The sequence below is a fragment of the Vibrio splendidus 12E03 genome, assembly GCF_000272105.2.
Lineage (GTDB): Bacteria > Pseudomonadota > Gammaproteobacteria > Enterobacterales > Vibrionaceae > Vibrio > Vibrio splendidus_I.
Map to the genome: position 1 here is coordinate 1 of NZ_AJZD02000009.1, position 25,185 is coordinate 25,185.

The following is a 25,185-nucleotide window of genomic DNA, read 5'->3' on the forward strand; positions in this document are numbered from 1 at the left end:
AAAGATTAGGTTCGAATTCGGTTAAGTCTCAAGCTTGTATTGAGATGAACTTATCTTAATACCAAAGTTATCTTAATCCGAAAACAAAACGCCCTTAGATTCTTGTGAGAATTTAAGGGCGTTTCTGTATCGATAGAATTATAAGAGCAGCTAGTGTTTCAACTCTTGTGCTGTCAGACTTAACTCAGCACACACGTTTACTTCAGTACGTTCGCTTATTTCAGTACGTATTTATGAAGCATAGCTTGTTGGTGCCCTGCTATCTCTCCGACTTGCTCTGAACTCTCGATCATAGATTCAAGTTGCAGCTTAGTATTTTCGCCCTGCTCAGACACGCGAGTGATAGAATGCGTTACATCGACAGTCGCACGTGCTTGTTGTTCGGTTGCCACCATGATTTGCTCAACACGCCCTTTGATTTGGCTTACTGCAAATTCTATTTTCTCGAAGGCTTGTCTTACATCACCACTGGTTTGCAGTGCATTGGCCATCTCGCTTCTCGATTCCGTTACAGAAGCACGTGAGCGATCTGCTGCCGCTACTAGTTCGTTCATCATGCTACGAATATTGGTAGTTTGCTGGGATGTACCGCTCGCCAATTTACGCACTTCGTCTGCAACTACCGCAAAACCTCGACCTTGTTCACCTGCTCGCGCCGCTTCTATCGCAGCGTTCAGTGCCAATAAGTTGGTGTTTTCAGCGATACCACTGATCATGTCGACCATTTCACGAATCTGTTTAACTCGACCATCCAAGTCAGCCATCGACTCTTCACTCATGCTAAGAGAGTGCTCAAGCGCTTGTAATCGTTGTTGGTTAAGGCCAACCACTTGGCTGCCATTCACTGACTCATCTTCTGCTATTTGAGCATCGTCGTTCGATGCGTTGGAGATACGAGCAATCTCACCAATAGATGCTTCCAGTTCCGTAATGGTGGTGATCATATTCTGAAGTGATTCGTTCTGCTCGTTCAAGCTCGAATTAGTTTGCTCTGCAGCGTCATGGCTTACTTCAGCCGTTTGATAAAGCGTCTCACAGTTGCGCGTAACCAAACGAACCGAGTCCGCGGTTGAATCAACGACGGTATTGAGTTTTGAAGTAATAACTTGCAGCTCTAGCGGCCCAAGTAATTCGCTCTGTTTAGAGAAGTCATGTTCTGCGAGTGAACTCAACTGTTGAGTAATGTTTCTAAGCCCTTTATTCATCCAACGGCGTAACACTAACCATGAAATCACAATGATTACGGCAATCACTAGCCCGCTGATAAACAACACACGATCAATATTGGTGATGGTTTGATTTACAATCAGTTCACTTTCATCAATCAGGTGGGAAGCGGTAGAAGACAGCTGATTCAATGTGCTAATGACGGTGTTCGCTAAGTTAATGACTTGCGTTAAGTTCTGCTCTTGCTGCTGAACCAGTTCGAGTTTCAAGAGGATTTGTTTGATTACACCTTCTTCGGTAAAGCCTTCTTTCACCATCTGGTAAGGCGCCGTCAAGCTCGCGAACTCAGCGATGTCTGGGTGCCAATCGGCAAAATCGCTATAAGCCAAGTTCAGACCTGCGATTCGGTTTCTCAATTGACGGTATTCGTCTTGTGCTTTATCAATGTCAGATTGCATCATCAACATCAAGAAGGTGTTCGCCATAGCTGACGCACTGGATGTAAATCGGTTCGCTGCATCGCTCGCTTCTGGGTTGTCTTCAACCAAGAATGAGCTGATTCGATTCATTTCTGGTCCTATAGATCCAACGCCATAACGGAACTCGCCCATTTTACTGTCGATCAGATTTTGCTTACTTTGAATCTCAATCTGCGCCAGCAGTACCGTGTTGGTCATAGCTTGCAGTTGCGCCATGTCATCGACAAGGATTTGTTGCTGCTCTAAAGAGATCGCATCAGGAAAAGATTGGGAGATAAAAAGAAGTTCCTCTAGCGTGGTATTACTCTCTGTCGCGAGTTGGTCAATTGAGCCTCTTGTGGCATTCAGTGTATCTAAGTCGGTTGATTGGGTACTGTAAGTGAGAAGTTTTACTTGTTCTAATACGCTTTGCGTTAATTCGGCGTTATTTAGAGCAAGGGGTAATGCTTGTTCCGAGAGTGCATCAAAATGTCCCCCGACACGTTCAACGCCCCGAATGCTAACCATTGATAAAAAACTAACAAGTAAAAGAATGGAAATAAATACAGCAGTGACGGTTTGAATGAGCGAGAATGTATAACGTGAGGGTTTTATTGATAAATTTGTGTCGGGCATGTGAAATCCAGTTTGACTACGAAAAGAGATATCCTTAAGTTAGGTCGTATACTAGAAGTCCTTGATGACGTTTTTATTTCAGTTTTTTGTCAGAAGAGTTACATATGAAAATCAGAAAAATGGCTGTAGTTACAATAACTTTAGCAACATTGGCTGCTTGTAGCTCGTCGCCTTCTCGGCTTAGTCAAACCGCACAGAAACCCCTATCAAAGTCAGAACAATTGACTACAAACGCTTATATGAGCGTGTATGAACAGTGGAAAGGTGTGCCATACCATTTCGGTGGGACATCATTTCGAGGTATAGATTGCTCTGCTTTTGTACAGATAGCCGTCCAAAATGCGACTCAACAAGCCCTGCCAAGAACCACAATAGACCAGAGTAAAAAGGGAAAAGAAATAGCGTATGGGCAGGCAACGAGTGGCGACTTGGTGTTTTTTAAGACATCGATGACAGTGCGACACGTTGGAGTTTACTTAGGAAATAATCAATTCCTACATGCTTCTACATCGAAAGGTGTGATTATATCGAGGCTGGACAACCCTTATTGGGCTTCCAAGTTTTGGCACTTTAGGCGTTTATAGCGATTCAAAAGATTCACCGCTGAACGACATAACATGAAACGTTACGGCTTAAACGCCTTTTACCATTTTAGAGTGATACGCGAATAGCTAGTCGTATTTAGCAACAGCCGTATCAAACAGGTTCTTCACTAACGCGATATATTCATCAAGAAATACAATTTGTTCGTTAGTCGCTTTCTTAGCCCACACACCCGCTAATACTTCACCAAGATCCGCTACTACGGCATCTGCTTCTTTCAAAAGTTGAAAACGAACGCTCGAATGCAACTCTGGGTTTTGCTCGAAAATAGCCATGATGTTCGTTGAAATCATGTCGGTAACAATATCTTCGACACTTTCGTTTCCAGTATCACCATTACTATTGGTAAACACATCAAGGTTGAATGATAGGTGCTCGATTAAAGCCAAATAGCCATCGGTTTCTACAACCACAATAATTCTCCGTTTTAAGCTCTAGAGCAGATTAATACGTACTTGCCTAATACTATGTAAATGAAGCTATTTGTCATCACTTTATTGTCCAAAACCGCATTAAAATGATCCTAGTTAGTATTTCAGCTTAAAATTAAATCGATATAGCTTTATGTGGTATACCTGCCTACTTACGACATAAGTAAATTCACGCCAACAAAGTGTAAGACAAACTTTAAAGCAAAGTATTGCGCCAGTTAACAATAGCCCTTTCAACTAACTCTAAAAGCTCATTTAATTTAGTCGCTAGACAATAACAAGCTCAAATCACTTTTCCAGTTTGTTGCGTTCAAAACCGTTTCGATTGTGAGACCAGTTCCAAACTATTTCATCACGTCAGGTTTTCAATTTATGTTTGTATTTCAAAGAGCTTGAATCAGTTCGACTTCACAATTCGGCCAATTGATTCTGCGTAAGATGAAGAAGAGCCAAGAACATTGACCAGTGCGTCTATAAATTGTTCAGATTTATCCTAAACTATTGCTATTAAACAAACAGTATTTCTAACCTTCAATCTTTTTAACTTTCAGTCTTTGAGGATTTCCTATGTGGCAGGCCATTTCTCAACAACTTTCAGATACTCTTCTATTTAACTTTCAGATTACTGAACGTACCAAGGTTTCTGGTGGCGACATTAACGATTGCTATATGATCAGCGATGGTAATGAACGTTACTTTGTGAAAGTGAATCAGCGAGAATTTTTACCTAAGTTTGAAATTGAAGCTGAGAACTTACGCTTGTTAAGAGAAACCTCCACTGTTTACGTTCCTGAGTTGGTGCTTATTGGCAAAACCAAAGAGTGCTCGTTCATTATTCTGAATTACTTGCCGACCAAACCGCTCGAGACGGGCAACAATAGCTTCGATTTCGGCGTTCAGCTTGCGCAGCTTCATCAATGGGGCGAGCAAAAAGAGTTTGGTTGCGACCAAGACAACTATATCGGCAGCACACTTCAACCCAACCCTTGGCATAAGAAATGGGGTCGATTTTTCTCAGAGCAACGCATTGGTTTCCAACTGCAACTGCTCAAAGAGAAAGGCATCGAGTTTGGTGATATTGATGACATCGTTGATGTGGTGAATATGCGTCTTGCTGGCCACAACCCTCGCCCTTCTTTGCTTCATGGGGATCTTTGGAATGGCAATGTAGCAAATTCAGCCTTTGGGCCAATCTGTTACGACCCGGCTTGTTACTGGGGTGATCATGAATGCGATTTGGCATTAACGGAATTGTTTGAAGGATTTCCAAAAGAGTTTTATGAAGGTTACCAGAGCGTCAATCCACTCGACGTTGGCTATACTGATCGGAAAGACATTTACAACTTGTACCATCTTCTTAACCACTGCAATCAATTTGGCGGCGAATATTTAGCACAAACTGAAGCATGCATTCAGAAGATACAGGCCGTTTAATACCAATCACAGCGAGCTAAGTCGTTCTATAAAGCTACTGCGATCTATACAAGCGACTACGATTGGAACAAGTTACAGTGAGGAGAATTCGCGATGCATAAATACACAGAGAAACATGTCTCCTGCCCCCACTGTGGGCATGCCATCAGCATAACGCTTGATGCTTCTAATGGGAGCCAAGATTTTTATGACGATTGCCCAGCATGTTGCAATGCCATTCACCTCGACATGCAGGTAGATGAAGTAAGAGACAGGATTAATCTCTCGATTGATGCAGACGACGAACAAGTCTTCTAACACCTACTCTCTTGTCGAGTTGGCTCTACACCTCGATTTAAAGCTACCCTCGATTCTGAGGCTAGCCTAGAAAAACGCAGATACATACAAATAGAAAAAGAGCACTCAATGTGCTCTTTTTTAATGTCTTCGAGGTTTACTTAGTCAGCGCTTTTTAAGCAAGTGCTGCTGATAAACCGCAACTACTATTTTTGGTTTGCTAGTACGCGTTCAACAGTATCAACAATCGCTTGTGTTTGAGGATCAAACTCAATGTTTACTTGGTCGCCTACTTCACGGCCGCCAAACAGAGTACGATTCAGCGTTTCTGGGATCAGGTGAACAGAGAAACGGTTCTCTTCCACTTCACCAATCGTCAATGAACAACCATCAACGCCGATGTAGCCCTTACTCAACACATACTTCATTGATTCTTGAGGCAGCTCAAACCAAAGCGTGCGGTTGTTTTCTGTCTTAATCACATCAACGAGATTAGCCATCAAAGTAATGTGGCCAGACATGCTATGCCCGCCAATTTCGTCACCAAACTTTGCTGCACGCTCAACATTCACTTTGTCACCAACATTCAGCTGACCTAAGTTCGTCAATCGCAATGTCGCTTGCATTAAATCAAAAGCAATCTGGTTGCTAGAAATTTCCGTTACCGTTAAGCAACAACCGTTATGAGCTACTGAAGCGCCAATTGCTAACCCCTCAACCATTTCGTCACTTAACTCAATGGTATGAGTTTGAAACAACTCTTTTTTGTTTATAGCAACCAGTGTTGCCATGCCTTGAACGATACCTGTAAACATAAGATTCCTATTTAGCATTCTAGTAACAGTTTTTCATAGCAGTTATTGTGACATTTCTTTATGATTCGTCCAGTGGAAGCTTAAGATCATTGTCTCTGATTCCTTCAGAATGTCCTTTCCTACACTATTATTCTAATTTTCCCTCTTATTTGGAGTTGTTTGTGCATCGTTACAAAGAAGAATCCTCGAATCTAATCAAACTTGCGACCCCAGTATTGATCGCATCTGTTGCACAAACTGGAATGGGTTTTGTTGATACCGTAATGGCCGGTGGCGTAAGTGCTATCGATATGGCGGCGGTTTCGATTGCAGCAAGTATCTGGCTACCATCAATCTTATTTGGTGTCGGTCTATTGATGGCGTTGGTTCCTGTCGTTGCACAGCTGAATGGTTCTGGTCGACAAGTCAAAATTCCATTTGAGATTCAACAAGGTGCGTTTTTAGCTCTCGTCATTTCCCTACCAATCATTGGCGTACTGTTCCAGACACAATTGATATTGGAGTGGATGGACATTGAACAACTCATGGCGGAAAAGACCATCGGCTATATGAATGCGGTGATGTTTGCTGTACCTGCGTTTTTGTTGTTCCAAACATTGCGAAGCTTTACCGATGGTATGTCTTTAACTAAGCCTGCGATGGTGATTGGTTTTATTGGCTTGCTATTAAACATCCCGCTGAACTGGATGTTCGTATACGGAAAACTTGGTGCTCCTGCTCTGGGTGGTGTTGGCTGTGGCGTGGCAACGGCTATCGTATATTGGGTGATGTTTGCTCTGCTGTTCGCTTACGTTTTAACATCAAAGCGTTTGGCGAAAATCAACATCTTCGGTACGTTCCATAAACCGCAACTTAAAGCTCAAATTCGTCTGTTTAGACTTGGGTTCCCTGTGGCGGCCGCTATCTTCTTCGAGGTAACTCTGTTTGCGGTGGTTTCTCTGTTAGTTGCACCATTGGGTTCATTGATTGTTGCCGCGCACCAAGTCGCGATCAACTTCTCTTCGCTAGTCTTCATGATTCCAATGAGTATCGGTGCAGCCGTGAGTATTCGTGTTGGCCATAAGTTGGGCGAAAACAACACCGAAGGTGCGAAGATCGCGACACACGTGGGTATCATTGTTGGTTTAGTTACAGCCCTTATGACAGCGGCGTTAACGATTCTGTTTAGAGAACAGGTTGCATTACTTTACACAGAGAACACGGCAGTAATTACGGTTGCAATGCAGTTGCTGTTGTTCGCGGCGGTTTATCAATGTACTGACGCCATCCAAGTTATCGCGGCAGGTGCTCTGCGTGGCTACAAAGACATGCGTTCAATCTTCAACATTACCTTCGTTGCTTATTGGTTACTTGGTCTGCCTATCGGCTACATCTTAGGTATGAAAGATTGGATTGTCGAACCTATGGGCGCGCACGGCTTCTGGATTGGTTTTATTGTTGGTCTAACATCAGCAGCGATAATGCTGGGTATGCGCCTACACTGGATGCACAAGCAGGACGATGAAGTTCAATTAGAATTTAGTTCTCGTTAGACTCGTATTTACTAAATCAATATTCAATACAAAAAGAGCTCTGATTTTCAGGGCTCTTTTTCATTTACTGGTCAGCTAGATAACATACGCCCTAATACTCACTCTTCTCTCTGACGAAACGGGCAAACTTGGGCTTTCCGTTTTGAGTAAATCCATTGTAGCGAAAGGTAATGCGGCTACCGATCTCTGGCGGTGCAAGTCTCATTTGGTCACTGAACCCACTGCCTATATAAAATTCAACACCCTCTTGCGTTTGAACCAAAATTGAACCCATCATGCCTTTATACTTACCTGTCCCGCCTTTATAACCAATAACCGTGGCTTCGGCATCATGATGCCTTTTTAGTTTTAACAGGTCATTACTTCGGCCTGCTTGATAACGACTGGTGATCTTTCTAAGCATCAAACCTTCGCCATTCCGCTCATCAACATTATCGAGCTGATGAAACAATGCTTCTTCACTTTGAATCGGTACATGCTCTATGTAGCTGACATGTGGTTCTCCAATTACGCTGACCCAATGCAAAATGTTGTAATAGCGTTTTTGATAATCACCTGCTGCACCGGGCATATCAAATAACATAAAATCGATTTGACGCCATGCTGTGTCACTCGGCGTATGGTCGAGAACGGTAGATTGAACGAGATGGAACTTGCCTCTTCCTGCCCACAACTCTCCTTCGAGATGGACCTTAGGTAAGTTTTCCGTAAACCACTTGGGTGAGTAAATACGATTACCATTGCGTGTATAAAGATGTTGTCCATCCCATAGAGCCCGAATCCCATCAAGTTTTTCACTCTTCCAGTATTCAGAAACATCTATGCCTTGCTGGTAGGAGTTTGCAAGCACCAAATGGTCAGGAGGCAAATAGGATGAATGAGAAGAAAGCGAACACGCCCATAGAGTGGCTAAAGCCAATTTGGTTAATCTCATCATCTGCTCCGTATTAATATCTGTAGTGGTCAACAAATGCCTTTAATCCTAAGCGCTCTAACACGCAGTTAGACAATCTTTGCCAGGAGATGCGATCCACTCATCAACCTTATCTAACCTTTTCATTTATTCATTAAATTAATGACTTATAACTCTCATATATTCCGCCGTTTTTAGTTCTCATATTGAGAAACGTCTTTTCTCAATATGAGATAGGAATTCGCACTAAACATAACTAATTGAAAAATAACAACATAAAAGTTGGCACATTCAGTGCAATTGTCCATACATACTTAAAAGGAGATATCGCTATGGAACTACGTAAGATTGATTTAAACACAACGACACTGACACTTTCTATTTTCGGTGATCTGGATGCAGCGGGTAGCCGCGATGCGCAGACCGACATTGACGATGTGATTTCAAATGATGGTCACCAAGAGATCGAAGTCGATTTCAGTGAAGTGCAGTTTTTGGACTCTTCAGGTGTAGGCGCGATTGTTTATATGTTCAAACGCCTAACTGAACGTGAAAGAAATATGCGCTTGGAAAACGTATCAGGTCAGCCACTAGAAATTATGAATCTACTGCGTATTGGCCACGCTATCCCTGTTAACTCAAAAAATCCTACCAATTCATGAAGATCCACTAAGCTAGAAGTAACTAAAAATAATAATAAAAAGAAAAAACAAAGGACGTTGGCATGAAAAAACTTAAAAACTACATAGCCCTTTCTCTGTCTGTCCTAGTTCTGGGTTGCACAAGTTACCCAGAACAAGGCACCGGAGGTTTGGCAGAAAGTTACGACTCGATTAATTATCAGAACTCTGACTTCTCTCCTGTGATGCCCGATGAGCCGCTTGGTCCTGAACACGGACTACGCTTTGATTGGCAACTAGCAAAACTACATTTAGATGCCTTAATCCAAGAAGGTGCGCGCTGGTGCTTCCCTGCTGCCGTTGTTCAAGCCATAGAAAAGCAAAATCGTATTGCACGAGAACTGCAAGGTGGTCTTCTACTGGATGCTGCCAACGACCTTGTTATCCAGAGAAAACGCCTTAATGAACTTGAAGTCCAACTCGACTACGTCACATCCCAAGCTCGCTGTGAACCGCCTAAAAATGAAAACCAATTCCGTATGCAGTTGTCTGTGATTGAACAGCTGTATGACCTATTAAATGTTGATAATCAATTCGCGCAAGACTCTACCGAAGTGAATCCAAAGTACATGGGAAAGCTGGCGGAAGCGTCTTACATTCTAAAAGAAAACAAATCGTTAGACTTAATTGTTACTGGACACGCAGATGCGACAGGCTCTGAAGAGTACAACGATAAGTTAGCACTTGGACGAGCAAAACAGGTCGAACGCTACCTGACTATATTTGGCCTAGGCGCTCAACGAATCAAAGCAGTCTCTGTTGGCGAAACCGTCCCTCTTTTTGAAGGCGAATCTGACGGCACACGTTTAACTAACCGCCGAGTAAGTATCGAAGTTATCTCGCCTAAGAATGCCGAGAAAATGGGAGGTGGATTATGAAATTATTGATCGCTTTTATCATCACCCTATCGTTAAGCTTTACGAGTGTCGTCAATGCGAGCGAAGAGTTTTCAGACGCGGTGCAAGTCGGTGACCTTATCCAAGTTAACGTACCCGGTGAAAGCACCTTAAACACTGGTTTCCAGGTGGATAAGCGTGGACGTATTACCCTTCCTGAAGTAGGCGCTGTTTTTGTTGCAGGTTACGACAGCGAACAGCTTAACAAAGTCGTTCTAGAGTCGCTGGCAACCGCTTATAAAGATCTTTCGAACGCTTCAGTGTATGTAAAAGAGCAGCAAATCATTATCTATGTGCAAGGTTATGTAGAACAGCCTGGCGAATACACTCTCGCATTAGGTTCTAGCATCCAAATGGCACTTTACGCTGCGGGTGGTTTACGCCCGGGCGCGCAACTGGACAAGCTTATTCTTAAGCGAGGCGCGGATAAGAAAGAGTTTAACTACAAACGATTCCTTGATTCAGGAGACGAGTCAACATTACCTACTCTGCAATCACTGGATTCACTGTTCGTTCCAGCTTCTCCATTAGTCGGTAACATTGAACAAGAGTTCGACGCAGCAAAGCTTGCTAACTCAGGTGACAGTGCAGATTCTCGTAACTCCATCAAAGTGTTTGGTGAGGTGAACGCGCCGGGTTCGTTCACTTACAAAGAGAACACCGACCTTGTCGACGTACTTATGCGTTCGGGCGGCGTAACTCGTTATGCCAGTGTTGAGCAAATCCGAGTGATTTCGAACAACACCCCAACGCTTTTCAACCTAAAACGTTACTTAGATTCTGGTGACGAAAGTCTGCTTCCAATTTTACGTCCGGGTGCGACCATTTTCGTTCCCAAGCAAGAAGAAGAGATCAAATCCGGCGCCAACATGGTTTACGTGATGGGCGAAGTCGCAGCCCCTGGTGCTTTTGAAGGCAAAAGAGACGCGACCTTTATGGATATCTTGGCTAATGCGGGCGGCCCAACTCGATTTGCAGAGTCACGACAAATCCGTGTCATCAAAGCAGATGGCAGAGTGCTTAAATTCGATTTAGCGGCTTACACTGAAGGCTTACCCAACTCTAACCCTCCTAGCATCAAAGCTGGTGACGCGATTTTCGTTCCCGAGAAAACCGACATGAACGAGAAGTCTTGGCTGAAAATCACGCCAGACAGAGCAGTTAACGTGATTGGTGAGGTCAATCGACCTGGTCGTATTGAGTGGTCAGATGAAATGAACTTCATGGGGCTATTGGCACACGTCGGCGGCCCTACGCTACGCGCAGACACATCGAAAATCGAGGTTGTCACTGGTAGAAAGCTAGTTGTGTTTAACCTTGATGATTTTATTCGAAATGGTGCGCCACGTGACCAGATGCCACGAATTCGAGCGGGTTCTATCGTGCGCGTTCACGACTTGCCACAAGATCCTTCAGACAATAAATCACAATGGGTTCGTCAAAGCTCTGATGCTTCGATCTACATCTTTGGACAAGTGAATGCGCCTGGTCGTTACCGCTTCACCAAAGACATGCACTTCCTTGATATCTTGTCAGCGGCTGATGGCCCAACAAAGGATGCCGACATCCACAATGTTCGAGTAACGCATCGTGACAAAACCTATTCGCAAGTAAGCAAACTTAACTTATCACTGTACTTCGAAACCGGTGACGAATCGTTACTGCCAAACGTAACCACTGGCGACACGATTTACATCCCAGAGAAAGGCAAAAACTGGTTAGATACACCGAAAGAAGAAACCGTTCGTGTGCTTGGTGCGATTAACAACCCAGGGCGTTATGTATTCAACGACAACATGACCATTCTAGATATTCTGGCAGAAGCTGCAGGCCCTACCGACAATGCTTACGTAGAGAAAATTACCATCGTCAATATGTCTTGTTGCCAAGGTCAGGCTCGTACTTTTGACCTTGTTGAATTCAGCAAAACGGCGAACATTTACAACCTGCCGGTGCTGCGCGCCGGTGACACGATTTACATTCCAGACCGTCGCGAAAGTTTTATTGAGAAAGCACGTGTCGGACTTGATGACATACTGCGTATCACCACGACCATCGTATTAATAGGAGCTTTATAATGACTATTTCAGCGACCCATGCCGAAGTCGAGCAACTGTATTTAGCTTCTGAACTTAACGGCCAAAAATCAATATGCGTCACCGCCTGCCATTCAGGTGACGGCGTAACATCTATTGCAACCGCATTAGCCGAGCGTTTTCTTCTTGCGGGTCATTCTACGCTTTATGTTGATCTCAACTTATTCAACCCTGCTTTCAAAGATTTGAATATGCTAGAAGATAATCAGCAAGGTCAATTGATTGAACATGTTGAATCTCAGCGTACATTTATCGGTGTCCCTGCTCCACAAGTTGCTTCAACGCAATTGGCTTATAAAGATCCGACAACGTTACAAAAAGTGGTCAACAAATGGTTAGAGAAATACGACAGAGTCATCATTGATACCTCACCGCTTCTCAACATAAACAAAGGAAACATTCCAGCGCAGTCTGTGGCGAGTGCTTGTGAAAGCACACTAATGGTTGTCGCCTATGGTGAAACGTCGAGTCACCACCTAGAACAAGCGAAAAAGCTGCTTGATGCACAAAGTATCAATCTAATGGGCTGCGTGATGAACATGAAACAAAAGCCTAGCTTTGCACAAGAGTTGGTCAGACAAATCAATCGAATGAAATTCATCCCCGCTAAGTTTCGCGATAGCTTGGCAAAAAAGCTGTATCAAAATGAGTTTTTGAACCTTCCGATGTAACTTTCTTTTGCTACTTTCTGGCTGTCATTAAACCATGACAGCCACCTATCCTATTAGACTTCAAGCTCCAACAGTTCTGAATAAATAAAAACCAAATTGAGTGTTTTTGGCGAAAATATGACTAAAAATACGATTTTAAAAACTATTCAACGCATTTCACGCACGCAAGTTGTGGTCTTACCACCTTTAAACTCATCCAAAAATCAACAGCCCCACACCTAACTTTAGCGGTAATGTGACACAGGCGGTTAAAGTGCCATGTAAATCGCATCAAAGATGGAATTCGTACGATTATTCCCTAAGATTATAAATAGAGGTGGTTTTTGACGAATTTGTAATAGTTTGACAAAGTTATCCGATGGCTGTTGAAACACAGTGGATGAATTGGCAAATCACACTTCGCTGACTTTGCACGTTCATCTATTCAAACTTCACCCATCCCTCCTTCTGCTCAAATGGTTCAAATACACGGAAAGGATCACCATCGAGCAATTTAGATAATCAATTTACCTTGGTTACCTTAGTTGTATTATTAAAGAGAAAGGAAACTCAATATGAAATACAAGTTAAGCTCCGTATTTTTGTTAGTAGCAGCAGCCAGCGGTAATGCTAACGCTGGAGAATGTGGCAGCGTAACAATCGCAGATATGAACTGGAACTCTGCAACACTGATCGCCAATATCGACCAATTCATCCTTGAACATGGTTATGGGTGTGATGCTGAACTTATCCCTGGCGACACTATGCCAACAGGCACGTCTATGATCGAAAAAGGCCAGCCTGATGTTGCACCTGAACTTTGGAGCAACAGCTTAAAAGACGCATTAGATAAAGGTGTTGAAGAAAAACGTCTTCGCTACGCAGGTAAAGCACTTGTGAACGGCGGCGAAGAAGGCTTTTGGGTTCCGGCTTACCTAGTTAAACAGTACCCTGAAATGGCAACCATCGAAGGCGTACGCAAGAACGCTAGCTTATTCAAACACCCTGAAGACCCAGATACATCTGCATTCTACAGCTGCCCTGCAGGCTGGAACTGTCAGATCAGCGCCGGAAACCTGTTTAATGCTCTTGAGCTAGAAAACAGTGGTTTCACGATTGTTGATCCAGGCTCGAGTGCCGGCTTATCTGGCTCTATCGCAAAAGCTTATGAACGTGAAGAGGCTTGGTTTGGTTACTATTGGGCACCAACCGCTGTGCTAGGTAAATATGACATGGTTAAAGTCGACTTTGGCAGTGGCGTTAATGAGGAAGAGTTCCTTAACTGTACCACCAAAGAAGATTGTGAATCGCCAAAAGCGACCATGTACCCGCCTTCACCTGTTCACACGATCACCACTGAAAGTTTTGCGTCACGAGCTCCTGAAGCGTACGACTACTTTACTAAACGTGGTTTCACAAACGACAAAATGAACTCGTTACTTGCTTGGATGGAAGACAACCAAGCTGATGGCGAAGAAGCGAGTCTGCATTTCTTAAGTGAATTCCCAGAAGTATGGCACCCATGGGTTTCTCAAGAAGTGGCTAAGAAAGTTGAAGCAGAGCTGTAAGAGCTTGATTTGATAAAAAGTAATTACGCTTCAACAATAAAACAGAAATAACGTCGCTATACTTGATGTTATTCATGATTCGGAGCCCTTTTCATTAGCGATTTTCTTATCGCATGGACAAGTGGCTCCGAACTATAAGGATATAAAATGGCTGACAGCAATTGGTTATCAAGCTTTCCAGAGATGGAACGCGGTGATTTACGAACCATAAAAAAGACGCTAGATGGCGCATATCGTGAATTTTCCCGTGAATACGGCGAAATGATTGAATCTCTCTTTGACCCTCTTCTTTCATTCCTCGTTTGGTTTGAAAAACTCCTTATCTCAACACCTTGGATTATAGTCCTGGCTGTGTGTACCAGCCTTGTTTACGCAGCAAGCCGTTCTTGGAAACTGGCTTTAGGCTGTGTGGTTTCACTCCTTCTCATTGGTTACTTTGGAATGTGGGAAGACACCATGCGGACGCTCAGTATCATCACTGTGTGTACCTTGGTATCGATATTCTTAGGCATTCCGATTGGTATTGCTATGGCTCGTTCAAATCGGGCTCAATCTATCGTTACGCCGATGCTCGATATCATGCAAACCATGCCTGCATTCGTTTACCTGATTCCTGTTGTGATGCTACTCGGCATCGGTAAGATTCCAGGGCTAATCGCCGTGGTTATCTACGCGATTCCACCTGTGATTCGTTTAACTAACCTAGGCATACGCCTAGTCGACAAAGAAGTCCTTGAAGCCGCTACCGCATTTGGTGCGAGCAAAAAGCAACGCTTATGGGGTGTTCAACTTCCTCTAGCAATGCCAACGATTATGGCGGGTATCAACCAAACCATCATGATGGCGCTGTCTATGGTTGTTATCGCATCCATGATTGGTGTTAAAGGCCTAGGACAACCGGTTCTCAAATCGATTACTAACCAGTACTTCACATTAGGCTTGATGAATGGTTTCGCCATCGTTGCCCTCGCAATCCTTTTTGACCGCGCTTCACAAGCGTACGCAAGAAGAACTAATGCGCATTTAGGAGGATTCAAGCATGACTAAACCATTGATTGAAATTAGTGGTCTATACAAGGTGTTTGGACCGAAACCAATGTCTGTTATGAACAGAGTTCAAAACGGCGAACACAAAGATCAGATTCTTGCGGATACGGGTCATACCGTTGGTTTGAAAGAGATTAACCTTGAGATTAACCGTGGCGAAATCTTTGTAATTATGGGGCTTTCTGGCTCGGGTAAATCGACGCTGATTCGCCACTTCAACCGTTTGATTGACCCGACTCAAGGTAAAATCATGGTTGAAGGCATTGATGTAATGAGCCTCAACACTAAAGAGTTAGAAGAGTTCCGTCGTCATAAAATGTCGATGGTATTCCAGCGCTTTGGTTTAATGCCTCATCGCACTGTGGTTGAAAACGTTGCGTATGGGTTGGAAGTACAAGGCATCAAAAAAGAAGACCGTTTAGCGAAAGCCAACGAATGGTTAGAAACGGTGGGCTTAAAAGGTTACGGCAAGCAATACCCAGCGCAACTTTCAGGTGGTCAGCAACAACGTGTTGGCCTTTCTCGCGCTTTATGTACTAACGCTGAAATCTTATTAATGGATGAAGCCTTTTCGGCACTCGATCCTTTGATCCGAAGCGAAATGCAAGACCAGCTTATCGAACTTCAAGAGAAGCTTCATAAGACGATTGTTTTCATCACTCATGATCTGGACGAAGCACTCCGCCTAGGCGATAGAATCGCAATTTTGAAAGACGGCGAGTTAGTACAACAAGGCACACCACATGAGATTCTGCTAAATCCAGCCGATGATTACGTGGAAGCGTTCGTGAAAGACGTAAACCGCGCTCGTGCATTGACCGTTGAAACCGTTATGCAACCTCCTCTGTATCGAATCACATCAGAAACGATTGAAGGTGCTTTGGCACAAATGAAGATGCTTAAAAACGATTACGCTTATCACGTAACGGATGACGGCTATCAAGGCCTAGTCACACAAGAAAGTCTACAAGACGCCGTTGAAGATTCATCGGTACATGACTTTAGTGACGAGATATACGAAGAAGTCCCTGCCATCTTACCTGATGCGGTGATTGAAGAAGTGCTACCAGACACTATGTCTTGTGACTACTCTCTTCCAGTTGTTGATGAAGACGGTAATCTAAAAGGTGAACTAGAGAGAAGCGCTGTTGCTGATATCTTCTCAGAAAGTAGCGAGGAAGAAGTAGAAGCCGACCCAAAGCCAAAGATTGATAAAGCTTCGTAGTCCTACTTTTCGTGATTTAAAGCACGGCTGTCTAAATTATCGCTATTTAGGTTAATCTAAACTACATAAACCGCTCTAAGACCACTGTTGCTAATTCACTGCAGTGGTCTTTTTTATTTGTATTGGCCTCGTTTTATCCTGAGATCTACCCGCATCTTAGGCTTTATAGGCACCTAAGTTTGTATTTCATAAGAGAAAACAAAAATTAAATCAGTCCGTTAGGTTTGTCACAAAGCCAGTAGCAAGATGAACGAGATGCCAAATATTGCGCTATTTGTACGGCAACCAGTTGAAATTATTCTAGAAAATGACTAGAACTTAATAGTACTCACGGATATTAAGCTCAACAAAAGGACTTAGTTTGATGAATTCTACTTTAGCGTCAGACGCAGCTACAAATCTAAACTCACAACAAGTGAGTGAGCTTGTCGATGAAAGCGTTCTGGAGCAAATGATTCGCGATACAAGTGCGGACATTATCCCTGTCTTGATCGACCATTATGTCGAAGAATCACAAACACGCTTGGTCGCCATAAAAGAGGCTGTCACGCAGAAAGACGCTCAAACACTTGAGTTCGAGGTTCACACTCTCGGCAGCACAGCGCTTTCGTTAGGTAATCGCCCTTTGGGTGAATTAGCTCGCGCTTTAGAAAAGAAATGCTTAGAACAGAGTCATGATGCTGCATTTCGACAAGTTGATGAATTACTAGAGCTCGCAGAGCGTTCAATAAAAGCCTTGCTTGAAAGGAAAGAGGCAGGCTTCAGCTAGCTTTGCATGCTCATTATCGGTAGCAGATTAAAAACTCAAAACAGTCGTTATTAATATAGTCGCCATAAGGTGTGCTCCATCATGAACAACAATGTGAGAAGTTATACAGGCCGCTTCTTAAAAGATTGCATGCGGTAGATAACAAATACACAAGACTCGTATTGATGGTTACATATCACTATGTTATTGATTGGTTAGGATAAAGTTTCAAAAGGAATATACAATGCGCCCTAAGGTATTGTTAGTTGAAGACTCCACCTCACTCGCCGTACTCTACAAGCAGTACGTAAAAGACGAGCCCTATGATATTTTCCACGTCGAAACCGGCGCGGAAGCTAAGACCTTCATTGAAAGGCACTCTCCACAGCTTGTTATTCTTGACCTTAAACTGCCTGACATGCCAGGTGAAGAAGTCTTGGATTGGATTACTGCCAACGAAATACCGACCGCAGTTATCATCGCGACAGCGCATGGCTCAGTAAACATCGCGGTAGACCTTATCCAGCGCGGTGCAGAAGACTTCTTAGAGAAACCCATTCAAGCCGATCGACTCAAGACCTCTGTTAGCTTGCATCTAAAAAGAGCGAAACTCGAAAACCTCGTCGATAATATGCAAAGCAAATTCGATCGTGACCGTTTTCATAATTTCATTGGCTCTTGCCTACCCATGCAGGCGGTTTACAAGATCATTGATTCGGTAGCACCAACCACTGCCAGCTGTTTATTAACGGCGAAAGTGGTACGGGTAAAGAAGTGTGCGCGGAAGCGATTCACCAAGAGAGTCAGCGTAATGGTAAACCTTTCGTAGCTATTAACTGTGGTGCTATCCCTCGAGACCTAATGGAGAGTGAAATCTTCGGTCACGTAAAAGGTGCGTTTACCGGCGCAACAACCGACCGTAAAGGTGCAGCAATGCAAGCGCATGGTGGCACCCTATTTCTCGATGAGCTTTGTGAAATGGAACTGGAGATGCAGAAGAAGCTCCTCCGATTTTTGCAAACCGGTACGTTTACCCCACTTGGTGGCAACCGAGAGATTAAAGTGGATGTCAGAATTATCTGTGCGACCAACCGCGATCCACTGGTTGAGGTAGAAGAAGGACGCTTTAGAGAAGACCTTTACTATCGTGTTCACGTTGTGCCTATCGAAATGCCACCGCTTCGTGAACGAGGAAGTGACATTGTCACCCTGTCTAATCACTTCTTGAAGCTGTACGCGAAGCAAGACAAGAAGAAGTTCAAATCAATAGACAAAGAAACGCAGAATCTACTTAAACGTTATGCGTGGCCAGGCAATGTGCGTCAGTTGCAAAACATCATCCGTAACATCGTGGTGTTGAACAATGAAACGAGCGTGACTAAAGACATGTTACCGCCTCCGATTAATAAAGTAGATGCCGCTACATCATCTAAATCAGTGACACCAATTCGAGTAACTGCACCTCAATCTGCAGTTGTTGAAGCACCAGAAGCTAAGTTGCCACCGATTACTCCGGAAGAGTTGGAACAATCGTCAGTTGCTCAAGCTCACAACGAGCCGATGACGCCTGCATTTACCACAAGCGAAGGTGCTATTCGTCCAATGTGGCAAATAGAACGTGAAGCCATTCAACATGCCATCAATCATTGCGATGGGAATGTGTTAAACGCTGCTGTGTTGTTAGAACTTAGCCCTTCTACTGTTTATCGTAAGAAACAGGCTTGGGAATCGGAAGATGAGTACAATCAAGCCTAACCAAGGTGTACTCGACATAAACCTTCATGAGATTTGGCTGTTGATCGACAGCCAAACTTTTGGAGGCATAGAAACGCATGTTTTAGAATTAGCACAAGGCCTGATATCGGAAAGCGCTCAGTATTCAGAGGCTGTTCGCATCGTTCTTTTGACTAAGTTTAATCCTGAAGCGATCATCGTTGAAAAGTTGAATGCGCTAAACATCCCTTTTAGTTACCTCTCCGATTTAGCCTCATGTTCTGCAGATTCAAATGGCAATAGCGCGACACTGCTTAAACGTGCCGTTCAACATTATCAGCCAAGGCTTATCCATGCTCATGGTTACAAAGCCAGTTTGGTCAGTAAGTTAATCAAGCTCCCACCTCGTTTCAACAACACAAAGCAAATCACCACTTATCACGCTGGTGAAACCCCAACAGGTAAAGTGTGGCTTTATGACTGGCTCGACCGTTACAGCAGTTTTCTTTCTGATCAGTCGCTCGTGGTCAGTGAGAAGATTAAAGCGAAAGTGCCGAGTAAAACCTATCAATTGAATAACTTTGTTAAAGTCCCAGCTGGGTTAACAAACTCCTGTTCATCTAGCCCATTCCATGTTGGTTTTGTGGGGCGATTGAGCCATGAGAAAGCGCCTGATCGATTTGTTGCATTAGCCAAACAGTTTCCTGATGTTCGGTTTGAGCTTTTTGGTGACGGACCAGAAATGGACGTCTTAGTTAAATCGCAGCCTGATAATGTGACCTTTCATGGGCATCAGACCAATATGGATGACGTCTGGAGCCAAATCGATCTGTTAATCATCCCTTCTCGCTTCGAAGGCTTACCTATGGCGGCATTAGAAGCCATGATTCGTGGCATTCCCGTCCTTGCCACCTCGGTTGGTAACTTGCCTCAACTCATCGATCATCAAGTTAATGGCTACCTCGCCAATTCAGAGGCCGAGCTAGAACAGTTTTTATCTTTGTGGATGTCATTGACGAGCGAGCAACGTGACTCTCTCAAGAGTAACGCGATAGAAACCGTGAAAAACCAATACTCACCACAAGCTGTTGTCCCGCAGTTATTGGAAATCTATCAACTCGACCGTTAATTCTAGCCTTAGTCGATAACTGGTTATTTGAGCTTGATAATTTAAGTGCTTTAGTCAGTTTTATACTGATTCTCAAAATGATAAAACTCACCTCAAGGCTACGCCCTCACTTAATAATCCAACATTAAATCAGTCAGTTAAACAAAATTCATAACTGGCACTCACTTTGCAATCTTTAACATCAGGCGTAACTGCGTCTTAAAAGATTACGAGCCGAGTCATTAAGAGTTTATTTGCCAATAGAGGTCACAATGGTCAACCCTGAAGCCAATAGATTGCCAGTCATCATCACGATCAGCACCTTGTGTGTTGGGCTTGGTGTTGTTTGGTACTTTGTGCCTCATCCCGTTGTCATTGTGGCGCTCGCTCTTGTGCCATTAGCCGGCTTATTCGTGTTAAACAAGACATTCTGGTTAGTTCTATTGTTCGTTGTCTTTTCATTTTTCCGAATTCACGAAGCCATACCTCAGCTCTATTCGTTAAAAATACCGTTGATGCTTTCATTAGGCGCTCTGTCGGCTCTTCTCTGGCATGCATTAATCAGTAAAGAACTTAAAATCTTCTGGCACCCTTGTTTAAACTGGCTCGCCATATTCTGGGTGCTGGTTTTCATTGGTATTATCTTCGCGTCCAACAGGCCCATAGCACTGGCAGAATTCAAAGGCGTTTATTGGAAAATCATAGTGATGACGCTTGCGATTACTTGGCTAGTAAATACCACGGAAAATCTCGCAAAAACCGCGATGACGATTATCTACGCTGGCGCTTTAGTCAGCTCTATTGCCGTGTACAACTCAGTAAATGGTATTGGGCTTGTCGAGGGCTCACGCGTGACTATTGGCCGCGATTTTGGCTCTATGTTAGGCGACCCGAACGACCTAGCGTTGGTTCTGATGTTCCCACTGGCTTTTACGATAAGCCAAGCCACTACGTCTGGCATCTCAAGGTCCAAACGTTTAATCAGTGCCTTAGTTTGTCTGTTACTGCTCGCCGCCATTATTGCCACTCAAAGCCGTGGCGGACTACTGGGTTGTATTGCCGTGATTGGTATTTTTGCGTGGAAGCTAGTGCGCTCTAAAGTCCTGTTAATCTCGGTAGGATCTGTCACGGCCGTGGTGCTTTATTTAGTTGCTGGTATCTCAGACAGATCTTCTGGTGGTGCAGCTGAACAAGGTATCGATGAATCTGCAATGGGTCGAATCTATGCTTGGGAAGCGGCAGTAAAAATGGCAGTTGAAAATCCACTGACTGGTGTAGGGTTGAACAACTTCTTCTCGAACTACTTCTTTTATAGTTCGCACTGGGACGGACTGAATCACGCCGTTCACAGTACTTGGTTTGGTGTGTTAGCAGAAACAGGCTTTATTGGTCTGATCATTTTTGTCTGCCTTATCGTTTCTTTGATCAAAACCTCTCGCTCTACGCTAGCGAGATTAAAAAACTCGACCACAGAAATCGCACCCGAGCTTAATGCGGTCGCCTATGCGATCTATGCAGGTTTGATTGGCACAATCGTGTCGGGGACATTTTTGACTCAAGGCTTCAACTGGCCGATTTATATCCTCGCAGCACTCACAGTTTGCGTCTCAAACGTATCTCAAACTGCCTGTCAAAATGAGAAAACCTAAAAGCTATATTTTAACTCATTGAAAATATTATATTTATTAAATGGCACAGTATATGAAAGTACTTCTATATAACAAAACAGAGGATTTTCATTATGACGTCAGTATCTATACATCAATTCAAACATTGGCTTAAGTTTCATCCTAATTCTCGAATTAGAAATGTGTTTTTCATTTTGAAAAACATCAGAAGCGCAGAGCTACCTACCCCTCAAATACTTAATCGTTGTCTATATCAAGCACACAAGCTAGTGGTGAATTTGGTTTCTGGCTTTACGCGATTCTTCTACTGGACTCCGGCATTCAAAGGTCGTGTGGCTCAATGTGGCAAACGCCTGTATTTGTATGGTGGTCTACCTTTCGTCAGCGGTCCGGTACAAATTTCGATTGGCGATAACTGCCGTATCTCTGGCCACACGACTTTCTCTGGTTGTACTCAGCCACTTGAAGGCTTGGAACACCCACTATTGTCGATTGGTAACAACGTCGACATCGGTTGGCAGTCGACTATCGCTGTTGGAGGTAAAGTGGTTATCTCTGACAACGTACGAATCGCAGGCGGCGCTTTCCTATTTGGATACTCTGGACACCCGCTTGATGCAAAACGCCGAGCGCTAGGTGAAGGTGACGACCCTCAGCAAATCGGCGACATCATTCTTGAACCCGATGTTTGGCTGGGCACTAATGTGACGGTTAAAGGTGGCGTAACCATCGGCGAAGGTGCCGTAATAGCCGCAGGCAGCGTAGTAACAAAGAACATCCCGGCCTTTGCAATCGCAGGCGGTAACCCAGCTCGAGTTGTCGGTCACATTAAACCCGTTGAAGTGACAGAATCCGATATGTTCGATTCGTTAGAGACTCATGGAGGTGACCATGCGTGATTTAATCGTATTTGGTGAAGACTTTGGTGGCCTACCTTCATCGACTCAACATTTAGTTCGTCACCTGGCTAAGCAACACAAAGTCTTATGGGTCAACTCAATTGGCCTAAGACAACCGAAGCTGTCCGCCAAAGATGTAAACCGAGCGTTCAACAAGTTGTTTGGTAAAACCAAGGCCGTTACTCAAAACATGCTCGACTCTGAGGGACACGACAACATTACTATCGTTAACTTAAAGACAATCCCTGCGCCTGCTTCTAAATTTTCTAGAAAGTTGGCTCAGCAAATGATGTTGCACCAACTAAAACCAGTGATTGCAGAGCTTAATCTTAACGCGCCTATCCTATGGACTTCTCTTCCGACTGCTGTTGATCTGTGCGGACACTTAGGCGAGTCATCTGTGGTTTATTACTGCGGCGATGATTTTAGCGCGCTGGCTGGTGTTGATCATGACACCGTTGCACAGCACGAATCAGAGTTAATCGATAAAGCGACGCTTATATTCGCGGCTAGCAAAAAATTGATGGATAAATTTCCAAAACATAAAGCGCACTTGCTACCACACGGCGTCGACGTAGACCTATTTTCAACACCCGCACCCAGAGCGAATGATTTACCAAGCAACCACCGCCCTATTGCTGGTTTTTATGGCAGCCTTTCTAAATGGCTGGATTATGAAATGATTGGTCAAGTTGCGAATGCGATGCCGGAATGGGACTTTGTTTTCATTGGCCCAAACGAGCTTGATACGCTCATGCTGTCTAAGTTGAGTAACGTACATTACCTTGGCCCTCGTCCACACCACACGCTGCCAAGCTATTCTCAACACTGGGATGTGAGCTTGCTGCCGTTTGTTGATAACGAGCAGATCCGAGCTTGTAGCCCACTCAAACTAATGGAATACCTAGCGGCGGGCACACCCATTATCACAACACCGTTCCCTGCTTTGGTTCCATATCAAGAGCACGTAACGACTGTTGGTAGTGCGAACCAAATGATTTGGGCGCTTGATCATGCACGCCAACTGAACGATTCACCTATCTCTGTCGTCGAACAAGACAGCTGGCAAAACCGTGGTAACTTCGTACATTGGATGTTGGAGCTATTATGAATAATCTGAAATTGCGGTTATTAGTTATCATCAATGCGATGTGGCGCCAACGCTACGTTATCGTTCTTCCAATGCTTATTTTGCCCTTTGTAGGCTTTGGTGTGAGCAAGTTAGCTCCTACTAAATATGACGCGCATACCAGTATGTTGATTCAAGAAACGGCCAAGATGAATCCATTCTTGGAAGACATCGCCGTTTCGACCATGCTCAAAGACCGACTTAATGCATTGAGAACACTGCTTCACAGTCGACATGTGCTTTACTCGGTCGCTGATGAACTGCAATTAACCACGCCAGATATGCCTGAAATTGAGAAACAAGAGATCATTACAGACCTGTCTCAGCGTTTATCGGTGACTCAGCTTGGGAAAGACTTTCTAAAGATCAGTTTAACGTCCAACACTCCAACTGGAATGGAGGCGACGCTGCGCTCGGTGAGTGAACATTTCATTGAACAGTTGCTCGCGCCGGAACGCTCATCGATTGAAGACTCAAGTAACTTCTTAAAAATTCATATCGACAAACGTCGTATTGAACTTGAAACAGCAGAAGAAGCATTGGCCTTGTACATGAACGAACACGTGCAATCGACGCCAGAAGTACAAAGCCAAAGCTTAAACCGCTTAGCTTCACTCAAACAAACACTGGCGGAAAAAGAGGCAGAGTTATCGGGTGTCGAAAAAAGTTTAGGGTCAATCGACCAACAACTTTCACGAACCAACCCTGTGATCGGTAAATTAGAAGACCAGATCATCGACATTCGAAGTGACCTAACCTTGTTACAAGCAAAATACACGGACAAACACAGTGCTGTGCAAGCTAAAGTGCGTGAGTTAGACAGACTAGAGAATGAACGTAAGAGTTTGCTCGAGGTAACTCAGCCAACGATGAACAGCGACCAACTTTGGGACATCGCAAGTAGTACGACACTGAACAAACTTTCTGATACCCAACCTCTTCTGGTCACTCAATTACATAGCCTACAGCTGGTTCGTGCTCGCTTTGAGTCTTTAACCGAAGAGACCAAAAGCCTTCGTACTATGATTTTCGAATTAGAACACAAGGCGAATAACTTCGGCGAAAATGCAAAAGAGATGTACCGCCTTAAACGTCAAGTTGAAATCAAACGTCAACTATATGATGAACTGACAGAGCGTTATGAAATGGCTCAGCTAACGGGTTCGCTTGGTGTATTCGAGCAAAACAAACGTGTGAAGATTATTGATTTGCCTTTCACACCGAGTATCAAATCTAACATGCCGACTTTTGTCTTTATTCTGGCTGGATTTGTCGCAGGCATCGGATTGGGCATTGGTCTGGCGATATTGTTTGAGTTGTTCGATTCTACAATCAAACGTAAAACCGAAATCGAAGATATTTTAGGTGTCCCAGTAATAACGGTAATTCCTAAAATGAGCTAGTCAGCTTTAAAATCAAACCTTATCTGAGGTTTACTTCCTTACAGCAAACGCCAACACTCGCTTGGCGTTTTACTTGTCTACCCCCCAAACTCTTAAATCCAATTCCTATTTTCCCTAAGCCCTATGATCC

Annotated in this window: 21 protein-coding genes and 1 pseudogene; 18 read left to right on the forward strand and 4 right to left on the reverse strand. The window is 43.9% G+C overall.

Going from position 1 to position 25,185, the window contains the following annotated elements; translation table 11 throughout:
* Positions 1-215: 215 nt before the first annotated feature.
* Positions 216-2,261 carry a methyl-accepting chemotaxis protein gene (locus A142_RS00975; protein ID WP_019823078.1) on the reverse strand — a complete coding sequence of 682 codons (2,046 nt, stop codon included), beginning with the start codon at positions 2,259-2,261 and terminating at the stop codon, positions 216-218.
* A 104-nt stretch (positions 2,262-2,365) separates the two neighbouring features.
* On the opposite strand from A142_RS00975, the gene A142_RS00980 reads away from it, so the two are divergent.
* Complete coding sequence (locus tag A142_RS00980; RefSeq protein ID WP_019823080.1) at positions 2,366-2,845, forward strand: NlpC/P60 family protein; 480 nt, start codon at positions 2,366-2,368, stop codon at positions 2,843-2,845.
* 87 nt (positions 2,846-2,932) lie between these two features.
* Here the strand turns inward: A142_RS00980 and A142_RS00985 are convergent, their stop codons facing one another.
* Positions 2,933-3,277, reverse strand: a complete 345-nt coding sequence (locus A142_RS00985) for a DUF3802 family protein (protein WP_010440912.1) — start codon at positions 3,275-3,277, stop codon at positions 2,933-2,935.
* Positions 3,278-3,862: 585 nt separating this feature from the next.
* On the opposite strand from A142_RS00985, the gene A142_RS00990 reads away from it, so the two are divergent.
* Both A142_RS00990 and A142_RS00995 read left to right on the forward strand, forming a co-directional pair.
* A complete protein-coding gene (locus tag A142_RS00990; RefSeq protein ID WP_019823083.1) occupies positions 3,863-4,729 on the forward strand; it encodes a fructosamine kinase family protein in 867 nt (288 codons plus the stop codon).
* Between the two features lie 93 nt (positions 4,730-4,822).
* Positions 4,823-5,026 (forward strand): CPXCG motif-containing cysteine-rich protein, encoded by a 204-nt coding sequence (locus tag A142_RS00995; protein WP_004733789.1) that lies wholly within the window; start codon positions 4,823-4,825, stop codon positions 5,024-5,026.
* A 185-nt stretch (positions 5,027-5,211) separates the two neighbouring features.
* Here A142_RS00995 and A142_RS01000 read toward each other — a convergent pair whose 3' ends face one another.
* The gene (locus A142_RS01000) at positions 5,212-5,820 is read right to left on the reverse strand and encodes a riboflavin synthase (RefSeq protein ID WP_029405508.1); all 609 of its coding nucleotides are present in this window, start codon (positions 5,818-5,820) and stop codon (positions 5,212-5,214) included.
* A gap of 161 nt (positions 5,821-5,981) precedes the next feature.
* Here A142_RS01000 and A142_RS01005 point away from each other — a divergent pair, with 161 nt between their 5' ends.
* Entirely contained in the window at positions 5,982-7,352 is a 1,371-nt protein-coding gene (locus A142_RS01005; RefSeq protein WP_019823088.1) for an MATE family efflux transporter, read from the forward strand.
* 91 nt (positions 7,353-7,443) lie between these two features.
* On the opposite strand, the gene A142_RS01010 is transcribed toward A142_RS01005, so the two are convergent.
* Positions 7,444-8,286, reverse strand: coding sequence for a DNA ligase (locus A142_RS01010; RefSeq protein WP_029405509.1), 843 nt, complete (start codon positions 8,284-8,286; stop codon positions 7,444-7,446).
* A 311-nt stretch (positions 8,287-8,597) separates the two neighbouring features.
* On the opposite strand from A142_RS01010, the gene A142_RS01015 reads away from it, so the two are divergent.
* The 14 genes and pseudogenes from A142_RS01015 to A142_RS01080 all read left to right on the forward strand — a co-directional run bounded on the left by A142_RS01015 (position 8,598) and on the right by A142_RS01080 (position 25,055).
* Positions 8,598-8,927: an STAS domain-containing protein gene (locus tag A142_RS01015; RefSeq protein ID WP_019823092.1), complete on the forward strand. Its 330-nt coding sequence runs from the start codon at positions 8,598-8,600 to the stop codon at positions 8,925-8,927.
* A gap of 62 nt (positions 8,928-8,989) precedes the next feature.
* Positions 8,990-9,823 carry an OmpA family protein gene (locus tag A142_RS01020; RefSeq protein ID WP_019823094.1) on the forward strand — a complete coding sequence of 278 codons (834 nt, stop codon included), beginning with the start codon at positions 8,990-8,992 and terminating at the stop codon, positions 9,821-9,823.
* Entirely contained in the window at positions 9,820-11,919 is a 2,100-nt protein-coding gene (locus A142_RS01025; RefSeq protein WP_019823096.1) for an SLBB domain-containing protein, read from the forward strand. Before A142_RS01020 ends, A142_RS01025 begins: the two co-directional genes overlap by 4 nt.
* The gene (locus A142_RS01030) at positions 11,919-12,608 is read left to right on the forward strand and encodes a tyrosine-protein kinase family protein (protein ID WP_019823098.1); all 690 of its coding nucleotides are present in this window, start codon (positions 11,919-11,921) and stop codon (positions 12,606-12,608) included. The genes A142_RS01025 and A142_RS01030 overlap by 1 nt, the downstream gene beginning before the upstream one ends.
* A gap of 554 nt (positions 12,609-13,162) precedes the next feature.
* Positions 13,163-14,155, forward strand: coding sequence for an ABC transporter substrate-binding protein (locus tag A142_RS01035; protein WP_019823101.1), 993 nt, complete (start codon positions 13,163-13,165; stop codon positions 14,153-14,155).
* Between the two features lie 147 nt (positions 14,156-14,302).
* Positions 14,303-15,202 (forward strand): ABC transporter permease, encoded by a 900-nt coding sequence (locus A142_RS01040; protein WP_019823103.1) that lies wholly within the window; start codon positions 14,303-14,305, stop codon positions 15,200-15,202.
* Entirely contained in the window at positions 15,195-16,427 is a 1,233-nt protein-coding gene (locus A142_RS01045; RefSeq protein WP_019823105.1) for a quaternary amine ABC transporter ATP-binding protein, read from the forward strand. The genes A142_RS01040 and A142_RS01045 overlap by 8 nt, the downstream gene beginning before the upstream one ends.
* A gap of 364 nt (positions 16,428-16,791) precedes the next feature.
* Positions 16,792-17,196, forward strand: coding sequence for an Hpt domain-containing protein (locus A142_RS01050; protein ID WP_019823107.1), 405 nt, complete (start codon positions 16,792-16,794; stop codon positions 17,194-17,196).
* 223 nt (positions 17,197-17,419) lie between these two features.
* Positions 17,420-18,930 (forward strand): annotated as a pseudogene (locus A142_RS01055) (sigma-54-dependent transcriptional regulator).
* Positions 18,911-20,017 carry a glycosyltransferase family 4 protein gene (locus A142_RS01060; protein WP_019823110.1) on the forward strand — a complete coding sequence of 369 codons (1,107 nt, stop codon included), beginning with the start codon at positions 18,911-18,913 and terminating at the stop codon, positions 20,015-20,017. The pseudogene A142_RS01055 and the gene A142_RS01060 overlap by 20 nt, the downstream one beginning before the upstream one ends.
* A gap of 251 nt (positions 20,018-20,268) precedes the next feature.
* Positions 20,269-21,645, forward strand: coding sequence for an O-antigen ligase family protein (locus A142_RS01065; protein ID WP_019823112.1), 1,377 nt, complete (start codon positions 20,269-20,271; stop codon positions 21,643-21,645).
* Positions 21,646-21,737: 92 nt separating this feature from the next.
* A complete protein-coding gene (locus A142_RS01070) occupies positions 21,738-22,523 on the forward strand; it encodes an acyltransferase (protein ID WP_019823114.1) in 786 nt (261 codons plus the stop codon).
* A complete protein-coding gene (locus A142_RS01075; RefSeq protein WP_019823116.1) occupies positions 22,516-23,634 on the forward strand; it encodes a glycosyltransferase in 1,119 nt (372 codons plus the stop codon). The genes A142_RS01070 and A142_RS01075 overlap by 8 nt, the downstream gene beginning before the upstream one ends.
* Positions 23,631-25,055 (forward strand): GumC family protein, encoded by a 1,425-nt coding sequence (locus A142_RS01080; RefSeq protein ID WP_019823118.1) that lies wholly within the window; start codon positions 23,631-23,633, stop codon positions 25,053-25,055. Before A142_RS01075 ends, A142_RS01080 begins: the two co-directional genes overlap by 4 nt.
* Positions 25,056-25,185 lie beyond the last annotated feature (130 nt).

Excerpts from the sequence above, each read along its gene's own strand:
- A142_RS01020 (WP_019823094.1), top strand. The coding sequence starts at position 8,990 with ATGAAAAAACTTAAAAACTACATAGCCCTTTCTCTGTCTGTCCTAGTT.
- A142_RS01030 (WP_019823098.1), top strand. The coding sequence starts at position 11,919 with ATGACTATTTCAGCGACCCATGCCGAAGTCGAGCAACTGTATTTAGCT.
- A142_RS01040 (WP_019823103.1), top strand. The coding sequence starts at position 14,303 with ATGGCTGACAGCAATTGGTTATCAAGCTTTCCAGAGATGGAACGCGGT.
- A142_RS01035 (WP_019823101.1), top strand. The coding sequence starts at position 13,163 with ATGAAATACAAGTTAAGCTCCGTATTTTTGTTAGTAGCAGCAGCCAGC.
- A142_RS00995 (WP_004733789.1), top strand. The coding sequence starts at position 4,823 with ATGCATAAATACACAGAGAAACATGTCTCCTGCCCCCACTGTGGGCAT.
- A142_RS00980 (WP_019823080.1), top strand. The coding sequence starts at position 2,366 with ATGAAAATCAGAAAAATGGCTGTAGTTACAATAACTTTAGCAACATTG.
- A142_RS01025 (WP_019823096.1), top strand. The coding sequence starts at position 9,820 with ATGAAATTATTGATCGCTTTTATCATCACCCTATCGTTAAGCTTTACG.
- A142_RS01010 (WP_029405509.1), bottom strand. The coding sequence starts at position 8,286 with ATGAGATTAACCAAATTGGCTTTAGCCACTCTATGGGCGTGTTCGCTT.
- A142_RS00990 (WP_019823083.1), top strand. The coding sequence starts at position 3,863 with ATGTGGCAGGCCATTTCTCAACAACTTTCAGATACTCTTCTATTTAAC.
- A142_RS01050 (WP_019823107.1), top strand. The coding sequence starts at position 16,792 with ATGAATTCTACTTTAGCGTCAGACGCAGCTACAAATCTAAACTCACAA.
- A142_RS01080 (WP_019823118.1), top strand. The coding sequence starts at position 23,631 with ATGAATAATCTGAAATTGCGGTTATTAGTTATCATCAATGCGATGTGG.
- A142_RS01000 (WP_029405508.1), bottom strand. The coding sequence starts at position 5,820 with ATGTTTACAGGTATCGTTCAAGGCATGGCAACACTGGTTGCTATAAAC.
- A142_RS01075 (WP_019823116.1), top strand. The coding sequence starts at position 22,516 with ATGCGTGATTTAATCGTATTTGGTGAAGACTTTGGTGGCCTACCTTCA.
- A142_RS01015 (WP_019823092.1), top strand. The coding sequence starts at position 8,598 with ATGGAACTACGTAAGATTGATTTAAACACAACGACACTGACACTTTCT.
- A142_RS01070 (WP_019823114.1), top strand. The coding sequence starts at position 21,738 with ATGACGTCAGTATCTATACATCAATTCAAACATTGGCTTAAGTTTCAT.
- A142_RS01060 (WP_019823110.1), top strand. The coding sequence starts at position 18,911 with ATGAGTACAATCAAGCCTAACCAAGGTGTACTCGACATAAACCTTCAT.
- A142_RS00975 (WP_019823078.1), bottom strand. The coding sequence starts at position 2,261 with ATGCCCGACACAAATTTATCAATAAAACCCTCACGTTATACATTCTCG.
- A142_RS01065 (WP_019823112.1), top strand. The coding sequence starts at position 20,269 with ATGGTCAACCCTGAAGCCAATAGATTGCCAGTCATCATCACGATCAGC.
- A142_RS01045 (WP_019823105.1), top strand. The coding sequence starts at position 15,195 with ATGACTAAACCATTGATTGAAATTAGTGGTCTATACAAGGTGTTTGGA.